The sequence below is a fragment of the Thermococcus onnurineus NA1 genome (genome assembly GCF_000018365.1).
Classification (GTDB): domain Archaea; phylum Methanobacteriota_B; class Thermococci; order Thermococcales; family Thermococcaceae; genus Thermococcus; species Thermococcus onnurineus.
The window spans coordinates 1,627,932-1,651,983 of the sequence record NC_011529.1 but is presented as its reverse complement, the minus strand read 5'-3'; the positions used below and the strand labels follow the sequence as shown (position 1 = coordinate 1,651,983).

The following is a 24,052-nucleotide window of genomic DNA, read 5'->3' as shown; positions in this document are numbered from 1 at the left end:
GTGATACCCCATGAGTGAAGCCCTCAAAAAAGTCACTCAGGAGATTGAAAACCTACGTGACGATATGGTGAAAACCCTGGTGGAGCTCATCAAAATCCCGGCAATAAGCCCGAACTACGGCTACGAGGGCGAATACGATAAGGCCCAAAAGCTTCTCGAGATAATCAAGGACTGGCCCTTCGATAAGGTTGAGGTCTACAACGCCCCTGATGAGAGGGCCAAGAACGGCGTGAGGCCGAACATTCTCGCCTATTATTACGGCGAGAAAGGAGAGGACTCACCAAGGCTCTGGATTCTAACACACATTGATGTCGTCCCACCGGGAGACCTGAGCAAGTGGACAATAACCGAACCGTTTAAACCACTCGTCAGGGACGGAAAAGTCTACGGCAGGGGAAGCGAGGACAACGGACAGAGCCTGGTCGCTTCACTCTATGCAGTTAGGGCCATGATGAACCTCGGAATAAGGCCGAAGAGAACGATAATCCTAGCCTTTGTCAGCGATGAGGAGACCGGAAGCAAGTACGGCATCGAGTGGCTTATGAAGGAGCACCCAGAGCTTTTCAGGAAGGATGACCTCGTTCTCGTCCCGGACGGCGGAAATGAGGATGGAACCTTCATCGAGGTTGCAGAGAAGAGCATCCTCTGGTTCAGGGTTAAGGTCAGGGGCAAGCAGGTTCACGCGAGCATGCCCGATAAGGGGTTGAACGCCCACCGCGTTGCCCTTGATTACGCCTATCACCTGGATAAGCTCCTCCACGAGAAGTATTTCGAGAAGGATGAGCTCTTTGATCCACCGGAGAGCACCTTCGAGCCGACGATGGTGAACGGTCCGGCCGATTCACCGAACATCGCACCAGGAGAACACGAGATAGTCTTCGACTGCAGAATTCTGCCGAAGTACAGCCCGGATGAGATACTGAGCGATGCAGAGAAGCTCGCGGAAGAAGTAAAGGCAAAATACAGGAAGGAAATTGACGGGGAAGTTCTCCCAGAGATAAAGGTAGAGGTCATCCAGCGCCTCGATGCTCCAGAGCCAACCGACCCGAACAGCGAGATAGTAAAGCTCCTCCAGGCGGCCCTTAAGGAGTTCCGCGGGAAGGAGGCAAAGGTCGGTGGAATCGGTGGTGGAACCTTCGCAGCCTACTTCAGAAAGCTCGGCATTCCAGCAGTTGTGTGGGCAACACTTGATGAGATGGCCCACCAGCCCAACGAGTACGCGAAGATAGACAACATGGTTGAAGACGCCAAGGTTATGGCAGCCTTGGCGCTGCTCTGAGCGAAACTCTTTTCTTTTCCACGCTTACTTTTCTCTATGCCCACTTGGAAGGACGGAAAGCTCGGTCTTCCGATCAGCGAGGCCGTTAAGATATTCCCGGAGCTCGGAAAATACCTCGACAAGAAAGGCAGGCTGGACTTCTCGAACAGGGAGGCAAGGATACTCTACAACCGGGCTATCGCGAAGGCCGTTTTCGGTCTCGACATAGAATACCACCCGCGCGGACTTGTTACCACCCCCATTTCACGATACATCTTTCTGAAAACCTTCCTCCGCGGCGGCGAGAGAGTTCTGGAGATAGGAACCGGGCATACTGCTATGATGGCGCTCATGGCGGCGAAGCTTTTCAACTGCGACGTTACTGCAACTGAGATTGATGAGGAGTTTTTCACCTACGCCAAGGCTAACATCGGGAGGAACAATGCCAGAGTCAGGCTAATCAAAAGCGACGGCGGGATAATCCTGGGTGTAATCCCAGAAGGGGAAAAGTTCGACGTTATCTTCTCTGCCCCACCCTACTACGATAGGCCTACGAGGGGAGTTCTGACGGAGAGAGAAGGCGTCGGTGGAGGGAAATATGGAGAGGGCTTCTCAGTGAGGCTTATAGAAGAGGCGCGCGATTACCTCATCTCCCGCGGAAAGGTCGCCCTCTTCCTGCCAGATAAAAAGCCACTTATCGAGGCAATAACGGAGAAGGGGGAAGAGCTAGGTTATAAAACCAGAGATGTGAGATTCAAAGCCGGAACACGCTGGAGGCACAGTCTGATTTTAACGCTCTGAGGGACTCGGGCCCGTGGGCGTCTCATCACTCACGCCGGAATCAGAGGAGGTGCTTTCTCCTCATCGTCCCTCGATGCTCCGCTGGGCGGAGTTTCACTTCATGTCCTCCACATAGAGGAAGAGCGCCTTGAGGTATTCCGTATCTTTGGAGGCCATAAGTATCGGATGGTCTGGCGCCTGAGTTCTGTAAGGTTCGAGCATTCTGAGGAATTTGCCAGCCTTTGCTGCCGCGGCTATGACCATATCTTTGAAGGTCTGCATGTCCACATGCTGGGAGCACGAGGCAGTAACGAGTATTCCACCTTCCTTGACGAGCTGTAGACCTGCGTAGTTCACGTTGAAGTAAGCCCTGAGACCGCGCTTTAGGTCCTTTTCATGCTGGACGAAGGCGGGTGGATCGAGGATCACTATGTCGAACTTCTCACCGCGCTTTATCATTTCCTCCATGACAGGAAAGGCAGAGCCAACTATGAACTCCATCCTGTCCGCAACGCCGTTGAGCTTTGCATTTTCTTTGGCCATCTCGATGGCCCTCGGTGACTTGTCAACGGCAACTACTTTTTCGGCACCGGCGACGGCCGCATGGATAGCGAAGCCGCCAGTATAAGTAAACACATCCAGAACCTTCATCCCAGGCTTGACATACTTTTCCAGAGCTATCCTGTTCTCCCTCTGGTCGAGGAAGAAGCCTGTCTTCTGTCCGCGCATGTCCACGATAAACTTTGCCCTTCCTTCCTCTATTATCGTGCGATACTTCTCCTTGCCAAGGAGGACGCGCTCTATCTCGGGCAGGCCTTCCCTCCTGCGCGAGCGACCGGTGTTCTTTTCGAAGACGGTCTCAATTTCGGGCTCGGCTTCCATTATAGCCTCGGCCAGATCAAGCTTGAAGCGCTCCATTCCAACACTTGAAATCTGGAGAGAGGCTATCTCATTGAAACGGTCCACGATGAGACCCGGCAGGTAGTCAGCCTCACCATAGACCATTCTGTAGGCCTTATCGTAGCCGAGAACCTTCTTCCTGTACTCATTGGCCTTTTTGATTCTCTCCCGAAAGAGTTCCTTGTTTATCTCAGTATCTTTGTCCTTCGTGACGAGGCGAACCATGATATTTGAGTTGGGATTAACGAAGCCCTTCCCAAGGAATTTCTTTCCGCGCGTGTAAACCTCAACGATGTCTCCCGGCTTAACCTCGCCCTCAACGCGGATCACGCCCTTTTTAAAGACTATCATCGCGCCTTTACCTATAGCTCTCGCGGCCTGAGCGTCAACGTAAACCTTCGCCATCCCTCACCACCGTGGGAAGTTCGGCGATAGGTATATAACCCTTAGCGTCCTTAATATTTAATGGTGGTTCTATGAACTTCGATGTGGTGAAAGAGTTTCTGGAAGAAATCGGGGCGGATTGGACAGAGATAGATGGCGAAATCCACCTCGATCCCAAAATTTTCTACGAAGTCTGGAAATATATGGGAGAGCCTGACCTCGAGACGTACGTTATAGAGTATGAGGTCGTAGAGCCCGGTTCGTACAATCCGCCCGAGAAGAAGTACGTCAGCGCTAAGACCGTTAAAATCAAAAAAGCCTACTTTACTACCCTTGACGGCAAGAGGATAGTCACAGACTATGTGGAACTTCAGAAGATTCTAAAAGAGAAGTTCATCTGATCCTTCTCTTCTTATTCGATTATTATCGAAAGCATCAGCACTCCCATGCAACTCGTTCTCTTGACGCCAAGGTTTACGGCTAGAAGACCGATTAGGGTCGCCCCAGTTAAGACAAGGAGACCAAAAAAGCCGTCAAAAAAGTAGGAAAGGACAAGGAGAAAGAGAACCACAGCTATGTTGAGTGTCCTGTAGGGCATTTGAGAGACGATACTCAAAATAATATCCGCAAGGGCCTCTCCATAGGCCAGAACTACCATCGAGACAAAAAAGGCTGCAAGAAGATAAAATCGAAGGGCTTCTTCTCCAATGGGCGTCATCAGGGCGACGATGCCGTTTCTTATCCTGCCCGTTGCCAAGAAATTCGCAAAGGAGAAAAGGAAGTTTGCAGTGTTGACGGAGAAAACGATTGTAAGGAAAGAGCGCTCATCCTGTGAAAAGAAAGAGCCCAGCAAGGCCGCTTGAGAGGCCGTGAAAGCTGGAACGAGTGAAGCAACCATGCCGAGAAGTGTCCCAAGGAAGGAAAAGCCGATGAAGCTTTTTATGCTCATTTTAATGCCCCCATCTCCAGGGTTCAGGCGAGGATTCTTTGAGCCAAGCGCCACAATAAGCACAGGAAGGCCAAAGAGACCCGCGAAGAGGTGGTAGTAAGGCTGGCTGAGTGAGAGCCTAAAGGCAAAGATACCCAAGATTCCCGAAAGGAGAAAGACAAAGAGTGCGAAGAGCTTTCTCCAGCCGCGTTCCGTGAGTATCAGGGTCAAAGCAAGGAGCAGAACGAGGAGCCTGCCAAAATCTGGGCGGTATAGAGGAGCCAGAAAGAGATACAGGGTCATCAGGGGAGCAGCCATTAGTACGGAAAGAAAACTGGCCCAGAGAGCTATCCTAACTACTTCCATCGCTCTGCCCTCGAGAACGAGTCTATGTGCAGGAAGAACACTGAGGGAAGTTCCCTCATCTGGAACGCCGAAGAATGCCGATGGAATGACGTCAAGAAAAGTGTGGGTCAATCCCATGGAAAAGAGGAGCAGGTTACCGTCTACTCCCACACTTGAGAGAAAAGCAGCCAGCGTATTCACGTGGATTCCGGGGGAGATACCGCTCAGCGTTCCGCCGAGGATCCCGGCTAGCATCTCCCGGAGCAAAGGTCATCACCCGAGGCTATTTCAAAGGCCGGCATGCCGCGGTAGGTCGTGAAGATCCCATAGGCCGTGACCGTCTGATTCTCCTCCAGTGAGACTTCAAGGGATTTCCTGAGCTTTAGGAGAACCCAGCAGTTTCCATTAGTAATGTTCGCAAGCCCAAAGCCGTTTTTGTATACTTTAACCCATTCGACCCAGCCGCTCACTTTTGCGAATTCCCCCACCTCAAACGAGCAGATTTCATTGGGAAGCTCCTCCCTTGGCGTAACAATCTTGCAATTCATGCAGTAGAGGGAGGATTTCCTCCTGATGGCCTCGAGGTAAACCCTATCTCCTACCCGGGCAGAGAAGCCGTAGAGCCTCAAATCAGTACAGTTCAGCTTGAGAGAGCTCCCACTCCCAATGACAGTGCAACTTCCAACCGCCACTTCACCAATCTCAGCATGTGAAACGTCCCTGCGTCCTGCATCTCCAATAACTTGTATGTCCTCCCGAGAATCTACAATAAGGGAGAGCTTCGAGTAAAACCGCACTATCCCAACAACGCGAACCCTCTTGCCAAGCTCGAGTTTCGTTCTATAGGGGAGATACAGTACTATTTCCTCACTACCGTTCCAGAGTACTGTTTTTGAGCCGGCGTAGATAATGATTCCCTCAACGCTCCAAGGCATACGATCCTCAGGCTTCTCTGAGAATCCAAGGGTCTCGTACCTCACAGGGTAGAACTTCTTCCCGTACCAGATGCCCTCAACCCTAACTAATTCACCTTTTCTTACATCAATTGGGATTCCCAGTTTTATTTTGCCTGGAGCCAGCAGGTAATGACCGTCTGATGGCCAGTATGCCCCTTCAATTACATCAAGATGGAAAGATGGCTCTGCGGACTCTACTCTTCCCAGACGCATTCTTAACCCAGAAGTGGAATTGAATAACCTTCCCCTTATCCGGTAAACTTTACCCTCCTCAAGAGCTGTATACACTCCCACAACTGTTTCCCCATCGCTCAACACGGAAAAGGAGCCCGAAGAGTAGACACACAATCCGGTGAACTCCTGGAACTCCCGAGTGCTCTCGCCAAGTAGGGCCATGGTACCGAGAACTACGATTGATCCAATTATTAAAACAACCACTAATATTTTGTTTCTCACCATGATTTTTAGTAATAACTGAGGTTTAAAAAATTTATCCCAAAACCTGCAACGATGCAGAGGGATACAGAAAAGAGTAGGAGGTTAGTAAACCTCACCGCTCGGGTAAACAACGATACCTTCCTCGTTTATTTCAAATGGATACTTCTTCATAGAGTGCTTGGTTTCACGCATCTTTCTGATCAGGAGGTAGCGCTTGAGCTCGACCTCCTTCTCAACGAAGTCGAGAAGGATAACTCCCCTCGCAATGTACTCCTCCATACCGTACCTGCTTATCCTGCCCCTGCTTGGATCGGGAGCTTCAGTGGTTAAGATCGAAGTAACGCCCATCTCCAGGAGTATTGTGTTGAGCTGCAGGAGAACCTCCCTTATTCTGGACTCCTCTTTGAGCCTGAAGGCTATCGACGGGATAGAGTCAATGACGAGCCTCTTCGCGTTTATGGACTTAACCACGCGGTAGATGTAGCGGAGAAAGTCCTCAGCGTTGAGGTTGCCTTCAAGAACGTACTGCTCCTCCGAAGGAAGCCCTACGACGGCACTGACGCCATCAACTATAGCTATCTTTCTCTCCCGTTCATACCTCTCGAGATCCCACCCAAAAGCTCTCATTTCCCTCCTGAGATCCTGTGCTCTCTCCTCAAGGGTAACTATGACCCCTGGCTCGTTGTACAACTCAGCACCTTTATAGACGAACTGAACGCCAAAGGTTGTCTTACCGCTTCCAGTCGGACCGGTAACTAGAACGGTAGTTCCAACAGGAAATCCCCCCTCAATTAAATCATCAAAACCAGGAATCCCGCTTTTCACTCTTTTGATGGTGTATTTCGTGACCATTCAAATCACCTTTAAGAGTTCTTTACGAACTCATGTTTTTAATTTCTAATATAACATGTAGAGTCGAATAGATATAAAACTTTTGGGATGCAAGTAGCCACTTCACCCAAAACGGTGAAAAATCGAGAAGTGTTTTGAGGTTTGTAGCTTTCTCTGCTGCAAAGGCTGTAATAAAGACATGGGCATGCTTCACAGAGTTTGAATTAGTAAATCTAATTGCAAACATGCAATGTTCTTGTCAGCAGACAAAACTTTCTTGGGAAAGGAAACCGTTTTATGTTCTAACCAACACCCATTGATGAGAGGTGAGGTCATGCTGGATCCCTTTGGAAGCGAAGCCAAGAGGCTTGTCAAGGAAGAATTCGGTGGAATAAACGAATTGCTTTCAATAATTCCTTCATACATTGGAATAGAGCATGCACTGGAGAGGGTCTCGTGGATAAAATCCGGGGAGATTCCAGAAGACATCCTTGAGCTAAGCGACATCCAGGATTTACTGACATTCTATGCCCTTCTTGGTGCTCTTGCCTTTTCGCCGTACGGAATCGAGATGGAGCTCGTGAGAGAGGCCAATATTAAGATATACTCCGAGCGGATAAGGAGAGCCAGCAAAATAGAAGGAACGGCAATACCTTTGAAGATTGTTGAAAGGGATGAGATTCCCAATAGGGACAGAACAATACTCGAAAGAACCCACCACACCGAACTTCCTCCAAGCGAGAGAGAAAAGCTGAGACTGAGATACAAGACCGGGCTCAAAAAGTTCCTCGAGCTTTGGGACGGGAGCCTCAAAGAAGTCTACATCAGAAAAGGCCACGCTTACCTGACAGGGGAACAGGCGCTGAAGCTGTGGGAGGAGGCCTTTGAGAAGAACTTCGAAAAAGCGGTAAATCTGCTCTACGAGATAAGAGACGAGCTGTCCACCTACTACCTCCAGCTCTATGAGAAGCTGAGCGAGATAGCCAGGGAGTACTTTAAGGAAAGACTCGAGAGGATGGGTTCTGCAGAGGCCCAACCGCTTCGCTTTGAGCTGTTCCCCCCATGCGTTAAAATCGCCCTTGGCGGCGTCCCCGCTGGTTTGAGGAACTACGCGATAACCGTCCTCCTGACGAGCTTCCTGAGCTATGCGAGGCTCTGCCCCAACCCACCGCGGAGAGACGTCAGGGTCAGGGACTGCGTTCAGGATTTAAGCGTAATCGAGAAGGAGATATTTCCCATTATCATAGAGGCAGGAAACAGGTGCAGCCCACCGCTATTCGAAGATCAGCCTCACGAGATCAAAAACATCTGGTACCACCTCGGCTTCGGCTTAACAGACAAACCAACGCTCGAGGACAGCGGGAACTCTACATGGTACTTCCCTCCCAACTGCTCCAAAATAAGGGCCAATGCTCCCCAGCTCTGCAAGCCCGACAGACACTGCAGGAACATCAAGAACCCACTGACGTACTACCTGAGACGGCTCTACCTGGAGAACAGAAAGAAAGGGGAGCGCGAAGAGGGTGGTGGAAGTGGCTGAGCTATTTAGGGAGGTCACCAAAGAAGAGAGAGTCCTCTACTACAAAGCCGAATGGAACGCAAAGAAGCTACCAAGGTTCCTAGTTGAGAAGCTGGAAAACAGGGAGTTCGGCTTTGACCACACAGGGGAAGGGCCAAGCGATAGGAAAAACGTCTTCATGGACGTCAGAGATCTGGAGGACTACATCAAGGCCACGGCCCCCTATGCGATTTACTCGAGCGTTGCACTGTACGAGGATCCAAAAGGGATGAGCGGCTGGCTCGGTGCGGAGCTGGTGTTCGACATAGACGCCAAGGACTTGCCCCTGAGAAGGTGCGGACACATTCACGAGCACGGAAAGGTGTGTCCAATTTGTCTGGGTGACGCGAAGGAGCTCGCAAGAGACACCCTGGTGATTTTAAAGGAGGACTTCGGTTTTGAGGATGTTCACGTGGTCTATTCCGGGAGGGGTTATCACATAAGAGTTCTCGATGACTGGGCCATCCAGCTTGACTCGAAATCAAGAGAGAAGATTTTAGCCTATATTTCGGCGGCCGAAGAGGTAACTTTCGAAGACATCCAGAGCAGGAAGATAATGCTCTCCTCGGGCTACTTCAGGGTCTTTCGCCTTCGCTTCGGCTACTTCATCGCCCGCGCCAACGAGAATCACCTGCTTAACATCGGGCTGAGAAAAGGGCAGGTGAAGAAGATACTCGAGAGCCGCGATGAGATATACGAGGGCTTCGTCAGAAAGGGTCTTTTAACGGCCTTTCCACAGGGGATAGGATATAAAACACTGGCGAGGCTGTTCGCCCTCTCCAGCACTTTCTCAAAGGCCTACTTTGACGGGAGAGTCACGGTTGACGTCAAGAGAATCCTCCGCGTTCCATCCAGCCTGCACTCAAAAGTTGGACTGGTAGCGACATACATCGGCTCAGACGAGAGAAAGCTCGAGAAGTTCAATCCCTTCCGCGATGCGGTTCCAAAGTTCAGGGAGGAAGAAGTCAAAGAGGCCTACGAAGAGTGGCTCGAGCTTCACGGGGATGAGCTGTGAACGGAAGACTGAAAATAATTGTCTCAATGCTCATATGGGGAAGCGTGGGCATCTTCGCGCGTTTTTCCAACCTCTCAGGACTAGGGGTAGCCTTCTTCAGGGTCTCATTAGGCGCGCTGCTACTCTTTCTAACCTTCGGAACCGGGAAGATGGCATGGCTCAGAGAAGTCAAGAGATCCCTGAAAGAGAAGACGAAGCCCCTCATCGCACTCGGAGTTGCCTTGGCCCTCAACTGGGTATTTCTCTTCACAGCCTTCAACTACACCACGATAGCGAAGGCCGTGCTCGTTTACTACCTCGCTCCGGTCATCGCCACCATAATATCATGGCGCTTCCTAGGAGAGAGGTTAACCCCAAAAAGGTGGGCCCTCATAGGTTTGGCCTTCCTCGGCTTGCTCCTCATAATGAGCGGGGAAAAGCTAAACTTCAACGACAGAGACTTTCTGGGAGTAATCTTCGCACTAACGGCAGCGTTTTTCTATGCCCTCATCCCGAATCTCGGAAGGTTCCTGAGGGATGTTGAGGGCTCGGTTCTAACTTTCCTCCAGCTGGCGATAGCATCACTGGTTCTTGCGCCGTTTATGGTAGTTTCAGGCATTGGAGACCCGGTCTGGTGGGCTATCATAATTCTTGTCGTCATTCATACTGCCCTCGCGCTCTTCTTATACATGGATGGCCTGAAAGATGTTGAGGTCAACGAAGTGGCCATATTGAGCTATCTAGACCCTATGAGCGCCGTGGTTTACGCGTTCCTAATTTTCGGTGAAGTTCCAGAGCTCAGAACAGTCATAGGCGGTGCGCTGATTCTTCTGGCATCGATGCTAGACGTTTGGGCGAGGGGGTCGTAGCCCGCCTTCTGTGTCAAGGGGGCATTCGACTGAGCGGCCTACCACGGGACTCCCACCGGGAATTCATCGTCCCTTCTTCGGCCTTGCACCCCGCGGGACGGCCGTTTCACCGCTCCCTGACAGGTCGTCTGCGGGTTAGCTCGGGAGCCGTCGCCGGCCCCTTCGCCGCTTTCATCCCCATCCCTGCCAGGACGTGTCGTTTCTGCGCCGTTGCCCTCCCTCTCGGGAGGTGCCTTACGGCACCGCGGCCCCGGTGCGGTGGGCGGAACTTCCTCGGGAGTGCCCCGAGAGCCCCCGACCCCCTCGCCAAGAAGAGTTATGAAAAAGGGATAAAAAGGTTTGGTACACCCAGATCACTTCTTCGGAAGCTCCCTGTTTTCCGGGAATCTCGGCTCCTTTGGCCTTCTGAACCTTCCAAGGGGCGAGCGCCTCTTGGGTTTAGGCCTGACACGCTTCTTGGATTTTTCTCCAGCTCTCATGTAGTAGAAAGCACCTGCTATGAAGAGCAGGAAGACCATTATAACGAGAACTATCCACCAGATTGAGGAACCGTTGCCCCCAGAGGTCGTCGTGGTGTTCGACGGACTAGTTGTCGTTGCTGTGGTCGTGGTTGGGGGAGCCGGCGGCTGGAGGTAGAGCTCACCCTTTGAGGTGCTGGTTTCATCCATTGAAACGAGCGTAAACTCGTATTCAACAACCTCCCCAAGGGGGAGCTTGAACTTGAGGGCTATTTCATTAACACCAGCCTTAAGTGTTTCCTGCAGAGAATCCTTGTAGAGAACCTTACCCCCACTTGTTATCCTGTACGTGAGGATAACGTCAACACCATCCTCACCGGGATTGAGAACCGTGACCTTGAACAGTACTTCCTCATCCGAGAGGCGCTCATAGGTTACGTTTCTGATCACTGCCGGAGCTAGGACTGTATAAGAAACGTTGCCCTCGCCGATTAATCTGCCGTTGAAGGTCAGCTTTATGAAGGCAGTTATGGAGCCCGAAACGTTCGTGAGGAGAGGTACGTCCAGAACATCCGTGCCTCCCTGAATGGTTACCGGAGTTGTCACCTTCAATATGGGGGTCTCATCCCGATACGTCTCCACTGTTAGATTCACGCCTATCGCCCTTTCCGAAAGAACGGTGAGGTAAGCTCTGTTCTCCTCCCCGAGCTTTACTTCATCCGCCTGGAGGGAAAGGCCAACGAGCCTAACTCCAAACTTAACCTGGAACTCCCGGGAATACCTGTAACTATCACCATCGTATTGAATGGAGTACTCAAGCCGGTAGATGCCCTCTGGGACTTCATAGCCCACAGGGATTTCAAACTTGACGAGGTTATCGCCCGGGGCCATCTCCAGCGTTCTATTTTCGAAGAAGTAGACTATCCCGTTTCCGGTGAACGAAACGGAGGCATTAATCGTAACTGCAGAGTGACCAATGTTGATAACGTGGGAAAAAACAACAAGGTTTTCACCGTTCAGGATGTATGGGGAGCCGGGTCTTTCCTTGACGTAGGCCTCAGCTACTTCAAAACGGAGCGGTTCAGATATAACGTTGAGGGGAACCTTGGCGTGGACTATGTACATGGAGCCACCGGCAGTGAATGCCCAGAACTTGAGGTAGAGGGTGTAAGTTCCCCCCTCAACGCTGCCGTTGCAGGAAATGTTGTAAGAGAGGGAATATGTCTTCTGGGGCGACCAGTCGCTGAATATCCTCGGGCTCACTGTAAGATTGAATCCCTGGACAATGTTTCCTTCCGAATCTTCAACCCAGAAGCTCTGGTAGCTGACCACCTTGAAGCTGAATCCACCTACGTTGGTAAGCTGAATTGTCCCGGTGCTGTAGTCTCCCCTGAGAACGGATATTGTATCGTTAGTCGTGAAGCTCACGAACTGAGCGGAGGAGCCGGGTAGGGTTGAGATAACCAGCAGTAAGGCAATCAACGTGACCATTGCCTTCCTCATGCGTTCCCACCATTGGTAGTTGTACTTTGTCCATATAAAGGCTACTCCCCATAAAAAAGAAGCAGTAGCCCCATAAGAACCAGACCAACAAAAAAAGTCACCGCAAGCCTGTACCAGAGCAGCTTAGAAAAGTGTTCCCTGATTACCAATGCGAGGATGAGGAGCATGAACCCGTAAAAGATCGTGAAGATTCCGAGGGCCACGTTAAGCTTAACTCCGAGGAGAAGGAGAACACCCAGCAGTGCCCCGGCTAACACCGTCACATGAGGAACCGTAAAGAGGAGATAGTCCCGAAGAACCTTTGTGTCCTCGTTCATACCTATCACTCCGCTATGAATGCGTATGTCGTTGTCGTAGGAAGAGCTTTTCTAATTTTCGGGAGAATGTATCTTGGGTAAAGTCCTTCGCTTTTGTCCTCTAGTATATCGTATGTGCCGAGAATTTTGTCTATAACCTTGACCTCTACCCTTCCTCTAACCCGGAAGTATCCCCGGTAAGTCGTGCTTATCTCCAAGACTATTGGGACTCTCAAGGTATCCTCCTCACCGTCATCTATAAGGGAACGAAGATACTCGAGCTCAGAGCGTTTGAAGTAGTGATAGCTGCCATCGCGAAGCCGAACCTTTGGCTCATCCTCGTTAATGAGCTGGCCGAGTGTAGGTCTTGCAGAGGGCAGATGGAGGTTCACTCGGGCGATTTCCCTATTGAGAATATCTTCGGCTGTGGGCATGTTTTTGCATACACTTGACACCCAAAAACCTTTGTTTAACATAAATTTGTAGAATAATTCAAGTATTACGAACGAAATCTACAAAATTCTGTCAATCGACCCTCTACACCCCGCATTCTCGTCATAATGACAAGAAATCAACAAAAATGCTTTTATTGGATAAATTGTTCATCAAGTTGTCATTAAAACTGAACACTAGAACAGTAAATGGTGGTAAAAATGAACGAAATTGTCAAGGCGGAGGGAACAGATGAAGTCTACACCAAATCCCCAAGATTCATTCAGCTGATATTCGTGGACATCAATGGGGTTCCAAAGGGGATGGAGATACCGGCGAGCAGGTACGAGGAGGCAATAACAGATGGAATAACCTTTGATGGTTCCTCAATCCCAGGCTTTCAGGGAATAGAGGACAGCGACCTCATCTTCAAGGCAGACCCAAGCACCTACGCCGAAATTCCATGGGAGGGCATAGCCAGAGTTTACGGCTACATCTACAAGGATGAAAAGCCCTATCACGCAGACCCGAGGGGAGTTCTCAGGAAAGTCCTGGAAAGGCTCGAAAAGGAGGGGTTCACGGCCTACATCGGCCCAGAACCAGAGTTCTACTTATTCAAAAAGAACGGTTCGTGGGAACTCCACATACCAGACAGCGGAGGCTACTTCGACTTGATAACCCTCGACAAGGCAAGGAGTCTGAGGAGAGAGATAGCCCTTTACATGCCAGTGTTCGGCCTCGTTCCAGAGGTGCTCCACCACGAGGTTGGGAAGGCTCAGCACGAGATAGACTTCAGATTTGACGAGGCACTAAAGACGGCAGACAACATCGTGAGCTTTAAGTACATCGTCAAAGCTATAGCCGAGATGCGCGGACTCTACGCGACTTTCATGCCCAAACCACTCTACGGCATGCCCGGCAACGGAATGCACCTTCACATAAGCCTCTGGAAGGGCGGAGAGAACGCTTTCAAAGGTGAGGATGAGCTCAGTGAAACGGCCCTGTACTTCCTCGGGGGAATACTCAAGCACGCAAAGGCTCTAGCTGCAATCACGAACCCCACAGTGAACAGCTACAAGCGTCTGGTTCCGGGTTATGAAGCTCCAGTCTACATAAGCTGGGGCTACAGGAACAGGAGCGCACTGGTAAGGGTTCCGGCCTTCTGGGGTGACGGTGCAAGGATTGAATACCGCTGCCCGGACCCGAGCGCAAACCCATACTTCGCGTTTGCAGCGATATTGATGGCGGGACTTGATGGCATTAAGCGGAAGATCGAGCCTGATGCATACGTTGAAGAGAACGTCTACAAGATGAGTGAAAGCAGAAGAGAGGAACTTGGCATCGATACACTACCCGGAAGCCTGGGTGAAGCCCTCGAAGAGCTCAGGAAGGACAAAGTTGTCAAAGAGGCCCTCGGAAAGGCCTACGAAAACTTCATATCTTACAAAGAGCTCGAGTGGGAACGCTACGTTGAATACCTCGAATCAAAGGAGCTGCCACTGGAGACGAAAAAGGTAACGGAGTGGGAACTGGAGAGGTACTTCCACATCTAATGCACTTCCTCGAGGACAACTTCTTCAGGTTTTTCTTCCTCCTTCATGTGAATGAGCATCGAGCCGCCTATGATAAGGGCTGCCCCTGCGAGTTGTTTTATGGTAAGGGTTTCCTCAAATAGCAGAAAGGCCAAAATTATGGCAACGACTGGCTCTATCGTAGCTACTATTGAGGCCCTGCTGACCTCTATCTCCTTTAGAGCACGGTTGTATAGTATGTATCCAAGGAAAGTCGGGAAGAACGCGAGCGCGAAGAGGTAGGGAACTGCTCCCGCTGGAACGCCGAAGTCCGCGAACGGTAAAAGGTAAATCATACCAAAAAGCAGAGTGTAGAAGAGTGCCTTTTCAGGCTCTTCCTTTCTGACGGCTAACTTGGCGAGAACGCCGTAGAGTGCGTAGGTGAAGCCTGTGAGAAGGCCGAAAATAAGGGCCTTCGTAGAGAACCGGACATCGCCCCAGTTAACGAGGAGAACCCCAGTCATTACCATTGTCAGCGCGATAACCTTCTCTCTCTTGAGAGGCTCTCTAAAAATCAGACTGCCCAAGATTATTGAATAGATTGGCGCAGTATAGAGGAGCAGAACTGCAAAAGAAACCGAGGAAATCGTGACCGTATAAAAGTAGAGGGTATAGAACAGGAAGATGCTGAAAAAACCGTAAGAGGCGTAGAACTTTAGGCGAGAACGCTCTATGGAGAAGCTACCTCGAAAGGATAGATAGACTGCCAGGAGAATAAGTGCAAAGAGAACGCGGTAAAAAACCATTGTAAACGGACTGAGCCCAAAGCCATCAAGATACTTGGCGAAGATGCCCAGTGTCCCCCACATTGAGGCAGCAAGAAAAACGAAAAGATAGCCTTTCTTCATGGACTCACCTCAGAATTCAGGGCCCAATGGAAGGCGTCTTTTGTGCTCGCTCCTTTTGACAAGCAGTTCAACGTATTCAACTTTCTCCAACGGAATTCCAAGCTCCTCGGCAATCTCCCCTTTAGGCATCTTGAGGTCGATGAGACGCCAGAGAATTTCATCGAGCAGTCTGTAGCTTATTCCCAGTTCGTCCTCGTCAGTCTGGCCTTCCCAGAGACCTGCAGTTGGCTTCTTTTGGATAATTCTTTCTGGAACACCCAAGCTCTTGGCCAGCTCCCAAACTTCAGTCTTGTAGATGTTTATGAGCGGTGCGTAGTCACTTGCACCATCACCCCACTTGGTGAAATAACCCGTCAAAAGCTCACTCCTATTGCTGGTTCCAAGGACGAGGTAGTTTCTAGAGTTGGCGTGAGCATAGAGGAGAATCATCCTTGTTCTGGCCATGATGTTCCCCTTGCTTTTAACATCGAGCTCTCCAACGGCTTTTTCAAACTCATCCACGATGGGCCTTATGTTTATGAGCTTATACTCGATTCCAAGGTTCTCGCAGACGAGTTTTGCATCCTCAACGTCGCCGTTCTCATAGTAGGGCATTATTAAGCCGAGGACCTTCTCCCTGCCAAGAGCTTTAACAGCTAGATAAGCTGTGGTAGCACTATCTATGCCTCCGCTTACTCCTACAACGACACCATTTGCCCTTGCTTCTTCTACTTTCCCTTGAATAAAAGAAACGATTCTCTCAATCACAGCATCGTAGTCCAAACTCCTCATCTCTTACCCTCCTTCACATCCCTTAGGAAGTGGGTGTAACCTATAAAAGCCATAACCGTCCCCACGAGCATGAGCACGAAGGCTATGAGAGAATATATAGCATAGGGATAGTCTTTCGCACTGACGGTGTAGGTATAGTTGACGGTTCCATTAAAAACATCTATCACTGGCCTGGTCGTGGGTATTATCTTCACGGTCCCATTTAGCTGGGTGTATTTTTCTGTAGTGTTTCCCTGTATTACGGAGAAAGTCGAATTGGACGAAGAGATGATAAGAGTGCGGTTGTAATAGACGTAGCTCTTTTCAAAGTCCTCATCTCCAAGAAAATGCCTGCCCTTACCAAGTGTGCCATTGGATGAGTAGGACTTATCAACCCCATAAAGCCCCATAGCAGAAATTATCAATGCCAAGAGGAGCATTATCAGGCCGGCCCTCAGAAAAGGATACTCAAGCGCCTCTCTCAGTGTTCCCATGGATCTCACCTAAAAGAAAATGTTGAAGAGAAGTCAGTACTTGCCAACGAGGTGGCACTCCGCGAAGTGGTTGTGTTCGTACTCGACGAGCTGCGGATGCTTGACATCACAGAGTCCCTTCTGAGCGTAGATGCACCTCGGGTGGAATCTGCATCCCGGTGGAATCTCGGCGGCGTTTGGAACTTCACCCTTAATTGGAAGCTCCTTGATGACGTTCCTCCTCTCTGGCTTCGGCTCTGGGACTGCAGCGAGGAGTGCCCGAGTGTACGGGTGAAGCGGGTTGTCAATGACTTTCTCAGCGGGACCCATCTCCACGATCCTTCCCAGGTACATGACTGCAATGTAGTCGGCGAAGTATCTGGCCGTTGAGAGGTCGTGGGTGATGTAGAGGTAGGTAACGCCCATCTTCTCCTTGAGCTCCTTCATTAGTTCGAGGATCTCTGCCCTAATGGACACGTCAAGCATCGAAACAGGCTCGTCGGCAACTATGAACGTCGGGTTCAATATGAGCGCCCTAGCGATGGCGACACGCTGTCTCTGACCGCCAGAGAGCATGTGTGGGAACCTTCCTACGTAGTCCTCCGGCGGGGTTATCTTGACCATCTCAAGAGCCTTGTAGATGAGTTCCTCACGTTCGGCCTTGGTTTCGCCAATGCCGTGTATGAGGAGCGGCTCCTCGAGAATGTCGAATATCCTGAAACGCGGATTCATCGAGCTGAACGGGTCCTGGAAGATTATCTGAACACGCCTCCTGTAATCCAGGATTTCCTCTTTGGTCTTAATGTTGGTAACATCCTTGCCTTCAAGGTATATCTTACCCTCTGTTGGCTCGAGGAGCTTGACTATGAGCTTACCAGTGGTTGACTTACCACAGCCGCTCTCACCAACGAGAGCAAAGACCTCCTGCTTTTCGATCTCGAAGCTTATGCCGTCGACAGCCCTCACGTACCTCTGAGGCTCACCTTTGAGGGTGCTGATGAATCCTCTCTTGATTGGGAAGTGCTTCTTAAGGTTTTCAACTTTGAGTACCGGCTCCGCCATCTCTCACACCTCACAGCAACCAGCATGCGGCGTAGTGATCCTTATCAATCTCCTTCAGCTCAGGCTCCTGCTCCTTACAAACCTGCATCGCGTACGGACACCTCGGGTGGAAGCGGCATCCTTTTGGTGGTGTGATGAGATTGGGTGGCTGTCCCGGAATGAACTCAAGTCTCTCAACGTCTTCGTGAAGCCTCGGTATAGCAGCGAGGAGCTTCTGGGTGTATGGGTGAGCCGGCTCGTAGTAAATCTTCTCGCTGTCACCTATCTCGATGATCTTACCGGCGTACATTATCGCAACGCGGTCGCTGATCTCAGCGAGAATGCTAAGGTCATGTGTGATGAATATCATCGACAGTCCGAGCTCCTTCTTGAGCTTCTTCATGAGGTTTATGATCTGTGCCTGCACAACGACGTCAAGTGCCGTTGTCGGCTCGTCGGCTATAACCACATCAGGCTCGAGGAGCAGGGCGGTGGCGATGATGACACGCTGCTTCATACCGCCTGAAAGCTCGTGCGGATAGCGATAGACGATGTCAGGTGGGAGGCCAACGAGCTCAAGATACTTCTGGGCCCTGTCGAGGGCATCGTCCTTGTCCATACCCTTATGGAGTATAAGGGGCTCAGTCATCTGATAACCAATGGTGTAAACTGGGTTGAGGGCGTTCATTGCACCCTGGAATATCATGGATATCTTCTGCCAGCGTATCTCCTTCCTGAGCACGTCCTCCGGAAGACCAACTATCTCCCTCCCGTCTATCTTGATGCTACCGCTGACTATCTTTCCTGGAGAAGTGGGCATTCCCATTAAAGTAAAACCAAGGGAGGACTTGCCGCATCCACTTTCACCGGCAAGTCCCAGCACTTCACCCTTCTTGAGGTTGAAGGTGATGTTGTCCACGGCCTTGACGACACCTTTGCTGGTGAAGTAATACATCTTGAGATCTTTAACTTCGAGCACGTTCTTAGCCATTTATATCACCTCACAGCCTCCTGAGCCTCGGGTTGAGTATCTTGTCGAGGGCCGTACCTATAAGCACGAAGGTAAGGCCAACCACAGCGATTCCAAGTCCCGGCGGAATGACCCACCACCAGTAACCCTTAGTCGTTGCCGCCTGATTCTGCGCCGCGTTAAGTATCTGACCCCAAGTAACGGCCGTCGGATCACCGATACCAAGGAAGCTCAGTGAGGCCTCAGCGATAACCGCACCTGGAACGCTAAGGGCTATAACGGCGAACGCATACGGGAGCAGCTGTGGGAGGATGTGCTTGAAGATTATCCTACCATTGCCAGCACCAAGGGCCTTAGCTGCCTCAATGTAAGTCTGCTCCTTGATCTGGAGTGCCATACTCCTCGAAATCCTTGCGATTCCCATCCATCCGAAGATTACCAACAGCGCCACTATGAACCAGAGGGTAATGTGTCCGGCAGTGGCACCTATGAGGATAAGTATAGGCAGACTCGGAATGGAGGCGAATATCTCGTTGATACGCATCATGAACTCGTCGGCGTTTCCACCGAGGTAGGCACTGGTAACTCCATAGATAAGGCCTATAATAGTCTGAAGGATGGAAACTAGTATACCAATGGTTATTGAGACTCTGCTACCCCAGATCAGGCCAGCCCAAAGATCCCTGCCAAGGTAATCTGTTCCCATAGTTCCATAGGTTCTTCCGAGGAATGTTATTTTGATGTTATCATAGTTAACTTCATTAACCGGCCTAGGCTGATGTATAACAATCTCAAGTTTATATGTTCCCCAAAGGGGCTTTGGATTTTCTATGACCTCATCTGGGCCAGTGGCTCCAGTGAGATCTGCAAAGAGTGGAGCAATCATATCGTTGATGAGTATTGTCTGGAGCGGGACATCAAGAGGAGTGATATTTTGGCCAGTGGTTTTATAGACGAGCCACATATAGATCATTTTTGATATTTCGCTATCCCTTCCAACAGCTATTGTAACGTCACTACTCAGTTCTTTGTCTTTTACAAGCAATACTTTATCGCCATCTGGACGAATAAGGTAAACTGATATTGTGGGAACACCGATTGGGCTATTCAATGTGACATTGAAACCGTTTATGATGATACCTTGGGGCCCATAATAGTAATTCTCTGGAACATTGTAATTTACTGTTATTATGGTATCTTTGTCTTGAGTAACCACATTAACGTCAGGATCGTTCAAAGTATACACCAAATGAGGCATCAGCTTCTGAGATGTAAACATATTATACCAAGTAGGCGGAACATTTTTCGGGTTCTCTTCCCAGTACTGGGAGTTTCTCCACTTTGTTGGGAGATCAGGGATAGTAGTTTGAGGAGCCGTAAGTGCAACAAGCACTAGTATGACGAGGAGGACCACACCGGCTATGCCGGTCTTCTCCCTCTTGAATTCATCAAGGAATTCCTTAAATCCCTCTTTGATGTCAACCCATCTCATCGTGAATCACCTCACATCTTGGCAGAAGCACCGACCTTAACACGCGGATCGAGGAATCCATACACCATGTCAGCGAGGACGACTCCCGATAGGTAGAGCACTGTGAAGAAGTACGTCAGTCCTATGAGGAGGTTGGTCTCATTCTGCTGGAGGGCAACCCAGTAAAGTCTGCCCATTCCAGGGTAGTTGAAGACAAGCTCACTGATTATTGCACCACCAAGTGAACCAAGGAGGGCGAAGATCACCATAGTCACTATTGGCGGAGCAGCAGCACGAAGGGCATGACCATAGATAATCTTGTGCTCTGGCACACCCTTAGCCCTAGCAGCCATGATGAAGTCCTCCTGGAGGGTACCAATCATGATGTTCCTGGTAGTCCATGCCCATCCACCGAAAGCTACAAAGACATACGTGAGTACTGGAAGTGCTAGCTTGTGTATCCTATCTATAAGTGTATCATTTGGTTCAAACATTGAGGACATTGGGAACAAGCCAAACTTGTATGCAAAGATAAGTATAAACATCATTCCTGTCCACCACATTGGTAGACTATACGTGAGCAACGCAAAGACTGACAATGCTCTATCGAAAACACTCCCAGCGTGCCTAGCTGCCCTAACTCCAAGGAAAAGGCCCAGTATAATCGTGATTATTGTTGCCGTTGTAAAGAGCACCACACTTCTCGGAAGGGCAACTCTAATTATTTTGGAAACGTTGTTAGTTCCGAAGATTGGCATTTTGGTTGTGCCAAAATCCAACTCGAGAGTACGAATTGCTTTGTTAATAACCTTCTCCCAGTAGGGGACATCAAGCTCATACTTTCTTCTAAGTTCTTCTATTTTAGTGGCTTTCACTTTTTCATATTCTTCTATACCTGCAGTTTGCTTAATGATTTTACCTTCGGTTTTATCCCAGTTCATAAGCTCCTCAAACATCGCGGCCTTGTTGCTTTCCTCGGCAACCTTAACGAAGAGCGCCGATATAATAAATGTCACTATCAAGAGAACAATAATTGCGTTCACAATTCTAAACGCAAGGTACTTGAGATACCCCATCCTTTCACCCCCACGTAGGTTGCTCGTGTTTGATGTATCTTTTTCAGCATTGTAAAACTGACTTTATATATCTTACTGCATCGATGTACACATTTTCACAGAATGCACAGAAAAGTTAATTCCCTCATCAGAAAGCGGCATCACAAGAACGCTAAGACAGAGTCAACAAAACAGAAACAAAAAAGAGGGAAAGAACGAAATCACTTCTTCTTGGTGAAGTACCAGGCTGCGCCGGCAATGATGATTATCACGAGGCCGACGAGGACGTAAGTGGTGGTACTGGTTCCGCTCGGAGTGGTGGTCGTAGTGGTAGTGGTGGTAGTCTCTTCGATGGTGGTCGTAGTGGTAGTGGTGGTCGTAGTGGTAGTCTCAGCCGGAGCGTAGAACTTGCCGATGTAGGTCAGGAACTCAGCAACGGTAGCAGTGTTCTTGTGTCCGTTCTCCGGGCCCTGACCGTTCGGAGTGTATCCTCCCCAGTTGGTGTAGAAGAATGCACTGTAGCCGTCAATCCACTGGCTCGGCAGTCCACCAGCACCCCATCCGCCAGTGTAGATGTTCCAGTTGTAGTTGCTTGGGGGCTCTGCAAAGACAACTCCACCTGCCTTCTGCCTGTCCCAGAGGAGCTTCTCAACCTTGAAGCCAAGCTTCTGCTCGATAAGGTCAGCGACGTAAAGGCCAATCTCCTTCCTCTCGTCCTCGATACGGATAATGAACTTGACAGTTACTGGCTCACCGTCGAAGTACCAGTAACCATCATCCTTCTTCTCAAGAGTGTGACCGTACTTGGCAACCTGCTCCTGAGCCTTCTTCATGCCCTCCTCAAAGAGCTGGAGAGCATAGTTCTCGTTTCCAGTTGAAGTGAGACCGAGAGCCTCGTAGACGACATTGATGTACTTAGCAGCTGGGTGGCTGGGTCTTATACAGCCGAGCATTGGAGCACCGCTACCCTGGTAGATGTTCTGGACGATGTAGTCCCTATTGATAAGCCAGTTCATGGCAAACCTAACTTCCCTGACGGCAAACGGGTTGAAGTAAACCTTGTCACCAACGGTAACGATCGGAGCATCCTTGTCCGGGTCATGCCAAGTGTTGAAAGTCAGCTCATTGTACGAGCTAGCACTCTTGTACAGGTTAAGGTTGGAGAGAATGTCCGAACCAAGGCCCTGGTATTTTCCAGCGGCGAAGGCGAACATACCAAGGTCGTACTCACCCTTGGCGATCTGGAGGATAACAGTCTCCTGGTTCTGGACACCCTGGTAGATTATCTCCTCAGCATAGCCCTCCTTCGGGAGGGTGTCACCAAAGACGGTCCTCTCACCGGTGAACTTCCTAAGCTCGAGGTAAAGTGCTCCTGGGTCATATTTGGTAAGGACATACGGACCGTTGCTTATGAAGATGTGGCCGTAGGTGTTGTAGAACTGGACATCGGCGTTAAGCCTGTCCTTGGCGGCGTTCCAGTCAATTCCTGGGAAGTTGCCCTTAGCATTGCCGTTAATTATGTCGTTAATAACCTTAACAAGGTCGTCAACGTGCTCCTTGGTAAGGAGGTCGAGCCAGAGGACGCCCTCACCACTGCTGCTGAAGGAGTAGGTCTTGTCAATGCCATAGTCCTTGCTCCTAGCGACAAGCTCACCCATTGCCCAGTAGAGCTCCCACGGCATGCTCGGGTAATAGACATAGAAGCTAGCAGTCATGTCATCAGCAAGTGGGTGCTTGTAAGTACCGTAAACCACATAACCATCATCAGTCCACTGGAATCCATAAACCTGGGTGAACCTGCTGGCAGTTCCAGAGAGACCGGGGTCATAGTACCTGTCGTCCGGAGTGTCCTGGTAGGCCCACGTGTAAAGGAAGGCAATATAGTTCTTTATGTCGTTGATGTCACCCTTTACGCCGTTGTGCCACTCCCCAACGTCACACTTAACGGTAATCTTAACAGGAACAGACTCACCAGCGTGAGCGGCAATCCAGCCCTGGGTCTGGTTGTAAATAACGGCATCCTCAGGAACGGTGAACTCGCCCTTCTCAAGGGTCCACGTACACCTGTACGGAGCGTAAACACCATCAAAGTTCGTCGAACCACCATAGTCAGTTATGAGGTTCATAACCCTGTTGGAGTAGACACTGGTTATACCTCCAATCGGGTTAATGGCATCCATGAAGAGGGCACCCGTAGAGGCGAACTGGGCGATCTTGAGCTTCTTGTCCGGAGTCTCAGCCGTCATGACGTTCCAGCGGGTTCCGATACCAACGTTCGGGTCGGCGAGTATCTTGGTAACCCTCTGCTTGTTGGCCGGATAGAACTCCCAGTTCTCGACTATGAATACCCTTGGGCTCTCAAAGATACCAAGACCAAGGGCTATCTTAGCGAGATCCCAGAACTGGTCTGGGGACTCAACAGTGTAAGTCTTGCCATCTTTCTCATAGGAGAATTCTGCAGTAAGGTGCGTAAGATCGTCCTCTGTCCACTGGAGTATGTCTCCCAGCTTGTCGGGAGTGGTGTAGTAGGTGGTTCCGAGAGCCTCAAGGCCGTACTTGATGAGTTCCTCGTCGGTATAGGCACTCACTGGATTCACAAAAAACAAACTAAACAGCATCAAGCCCATAACAAACAATCCCAAAGCCTTCTTCATATTCCACTGCCTCCTTCACTTTTTGGCAATGTTGCCATATGTGGTGTACAATGGCATGACAATATACATTGAAAGCCTATTTAAGGGTTACGTTCTTGTAAAAGTATTCCCGATGAAAAAAAGCATTCCTGGCTGAGATCACCAGTTTTAAAGTTTTTGTTACTTTATTTTTTATTTGCGTCTTCTGGAGACAGTTTTATTAAAAACAAATAGTTAAAACAAGATAAATCACAAAAAAAAGATTTCACAATTATGGGGAAACCCGAAAAAATCGTTAGCTACCTTTTAG

At 49.9% G+C, this 24,052-nt stretch carries 22 protein-coding genes and 1 other RNA gene; 7 read left to right on the top strand and 16 right to left on the bottom strand.

The genetic code is table 11. From position 1 onward, the window contains the following. Window positions 1-10 precede the first annotated feature (10 nt). Complete coding sequence (locus TON_RS09090; RefSeq protein ID WP_012572747.1) at window positions 11-1,279, top strand: M20 family metallo-hydrolase; 1,269 nt, start codon at window positions 11-13, stop codon at window positions 1,277-1,279. 36 nt (window positions 1,280-1,315) lie between these two features. Beyond that, window positions 1,316-2,059: an RlmF-related methyltransferase gene (locus TON_RS09085; RefSeq protein WP_012572746.1), complete on the top strand. Its 744-nt coding sequence runs from the start codon at window positions 1,316-1,318 to the stop codon at window positions 2,057-2,059. 93 nt (window positions 2,060-2,152) lie between these two features. On the opposite strand, the gene TON_RS09080 is transcribed toward TON_RS09085, so the two are convergent. After that, the gene (locus TON_RS09080) at window positions 2,153-3,343 is read right to left on the bottom strand and encodes a class I SAM-dependent rRNA methyltransferase (RefSeq protein WP_012572745.1); all 1,191 of its coding nucleotides are present in this window, start codon (window positions 3,341-3,343) and stop codon (window positions 2,153-2,155) included. A gap of 71 nt (window positions 3,344-3,414) precedes the next feature. Here TON_RS09080 and TON_RS09075 point away from each other — a divergent pair, with 71 nt between their 5' ends. Continuing rightward, window positions 3,415-3,723, top strand: coding sequence for a DUF5748 family protein (locus TON_RS09075; RefSeq protein WP_012572744.1), 309 nt, complete (start codon window positions 3,415-3,417; stop codon window positions 3,721-3,723). An 11-nt stretch (window positions 3,724-3,734) separates the two neighbouring features. Here the strand turns inward: TON_RS09075 and TON_RS09070 are convergent, their stop codons facing one another. The 3 genes from TON_RS09070 to TON_RS09060 all read right to left on the bottom strand — a co-directional run bounded on the left by TON_RS09070 (window position 3,735) and on the right by TON_RS09060 (window position 6,841). Then, the gene (locus TON_RS09070) at window positions 3,735-4,862 is read right to left on the bottom strand and encodes a tripartite tricarboxylate transporter permease (RefSeq protein WP_012572743.1); all 1,128 of its coding nucleotides are present in this window, start codon (window positions 4,860-4,862) and stop codon (window positions 3,735-3,737) included. Further along, a complete protein-coding gene (locus TON_RS09065) occupies window positions 4,844-6,010 on the bottom strand; it encodes a hypothetical protein (RefSeq protein ID WP_048055115.1) in 1,167 nt (388 codons plus the stop codon). Before TON_RS09065 ends, TON_RS09070 begins: the two co-directional genes overlap by 19 nt. Window positions 6,011-6,091: 81 nt before the next feature. Beyond that, complete coding sequence (locus TON_RS09060; protein WP_012572741.1) at window positions 6,092-6,841, bottom strand: ATPase domain-containing protein; 750 nt, start codon at window positions 6,839-6,841, stop codon at window positions 6,092-6,094. A 313-nt stretch (window positions 6,842-7,154) separates the two neighbouring features. Here TON_RS09060 and priL point away from each other — a divergent pair, with 313 nt between their 5' ends. Genes priL through TON_RS09045 form a run of 3 tightly spaced genes read left to right on the top strand, consistent with a single transcriptional unit; the run spans window position 7,155 to window position 10,241 of the window. Continuing rightward, entirely contained in the window at window positions 7,155-8,360 is a 1,206-nt protein-coding gene (gene priL / locus TON_RS09055; RefSeq protein ID WP_012572740.1) for a DNA primase large subunit PriL, read from the top strand. Continuing rightward, window positions 8,353-9,393, top strand: coding sequence for a DNA primase catalytic subunit PriS (gene priS / locus TON_RS09050; protein ID WP_012572739.1), 1,041 nt, complete (start codon window positions 8,353-8,355; stop codon window positions 9,391-9,393). Before priL ends, priS begins: the two co-directional genes overlap by 8 nt. Beyond that, window positions 9,390-10,241: a DMT family transporter gene (locus TON_RS09045; RefSeq protein WP_012572738.1), complete on the top strand. Its 852-nt coding sequence runs from the start codon at window positions 9,390-9,392 to the stop codon at window positions 10,239-10,241. The genes priS and TON_RS09045 overlap by 4 nt, the downstream gene beginning before the upstream one ends. On the opposite strand, the gene rnpB is transcribed toward TON_RS09045, so the two are convergent. From rnpB to TON_RS09030, 4 genes are all read right to left on the bottom strand, one after another. Beyond that, window positions 10,227-10,548, bottom strand: an RNA gene (gene rnpB / locus TON_RS10205) — RNase P RNA component. The genes TON_RS09045 and rnpB overlap by 15 nt on opposite strands. Window positions 10,549-10,594: 46 nt before the next feature. Further along, complete coding sequence (locus TON_RS09040; RefSeq protein WP_012572737.1) at window positions 10,595-12,202, bottom strand: COG1361 family protein; 1,608 nt, start codon at window positions 12,200-12,202, stop codon at window positions 10,595-10,597. 41 nt (window positions 12,203-12,243) lie between these two features. Further along, complete coding sequence (locus tag TON_RS09035) at window positions 12,244-12,519, bottom strand: hypothetical protein (protein ID WP_012572736.1); 276 nt, start codon at window positions 12,517-12,519, stop codon at window positions 12,244-12,246. Between the two features lie 5 nt (window positions 12,520-12,524). Next, window positions 12,525-12,932 carry a DUF61 family protein gene (locus TON_RS09030; RefSeq protein ID WP_012572735.1) on the bottom strand — a complete coding sequence of 136 codons (408 nt, stop codon included), beginning with the start codon at window positions 12,930-12,932 and terminating at the stop codon, window positions 12,525-12,527. A gap of 219 nt (window positions 12,933-13,151) precedes the next feature. On the opposite strand from TON_RS09030, the gene glnA reads away from it, so the two are divergent. After that, window positions 13,152-14,483 carry a type I glutamate--ammonia ligase gene (glnA, locus tag TON_RS09025; protein ID WP_012572734.1) on the top strand — a complete coding sequence of 444 codons (1,332 nt, stop codon included), beginning with the start codon at window positions 13,152-13,154 and terminating at the stop codon, window positions 14,481-14,483. Here the strand turns inward: glnA and TON_RS09020 are convergent. From TON_RS09020 to TON_RS08985, 8 genes are all read right to left on the bottom strand, one after another. Then, window positions 14,480-15,349, bottom strand: coding sequence for an EamA family transporter (locus tag TON_RS09020; protein ID WP_012572733.1), 870 nt, complete (start codon window positions 15,347-15,349; stop codon window positions 14,480-14,482). The genes glnA and TON_RS09020 overlap by 4 nt on opposite strands. 9 nt (window positions 15,350-15,358) lie before the next feature. Then, a complete protein-coding gene (locus TON_RS09015) occupies window positions 15,359-16,120 on the bottom strand; it encodes an NAD+ synthase (RefSeq protein WP_012572732.1) in 762 nt (253 codons plus the stop codon). Then, entirely contained in the window at window positions 16,117-16,593 is a 477-nt protein-coding gene (locus TON_RS09010) for a hypothetical protein (protein WP_012572731.1), read from the bottom strand. Before TON_RS09010 ends, TON_RS09015 begins: the two co-directional genes overlap by 4 nt. Window positions 16,594-16,626: 33 nt before the next feature. Beyond that, window positions 16,627-17,634: an ABC transporter ATP-binding protein gene (locus TON_RS09005; RefSeq protein WP_012572730.1), complete on the bottom strand. Its 1,008-nt coding sequence runs from the start codon at window positions 17,632-17,634 to the stop codon at window positions 16,627-16,629. Between the two features lie 10 nt (window positions 17,635-17,644). Continuing rightward, window positions 17,645-18,604: an ABC transporter ATP-binding protein gene (locus TON_RS09000; RefSeq protein ID WP_012572729.1), complete on the bottom strand. Its 960-nt coding sequence runs from the start codon at window positions 18,602-18,604 to the stop codon at window positions 17,645-17,647. A gap of 10 nt (window positions 18,605-18,614) precedes the next feature. Continuing rightward, a complete protein-coding gene (locus TON_RS08995) occupies window positions 18,615-20,075 on the bottom strand; it encodes an ABC transporter permease (protein WP_012572728.1) in 1,461 nt (486 codons plus the stop codon). 11 nt (window positions 20,076-20,086) lie between these two features. Further along, the gene (locus TON_RS08990; protein WP_012572727.1) at window positions 20,087-21,130 is read right to left on the bottom strand and encodes an ABC transporter permease; all 1,044 of its coding nucleotides are present in this window, start codon (window positions 21,128-21,130) and stop codon (window positions 20,087-20,089) included. A gap of 200 nt (window positions 21,131-21,330) precedes the next feature. Next, entirely contained in the window at window positions 21,331-23,706 is a 2,376-nt protein-coding gene (locus TON_RS08985) for an ABC transporter substrate-binding protein (protein ID WP_337998371.1), read from the bottom strand. Window positions 23,707-24,052 lie beyond the last annotated feature (346 nt).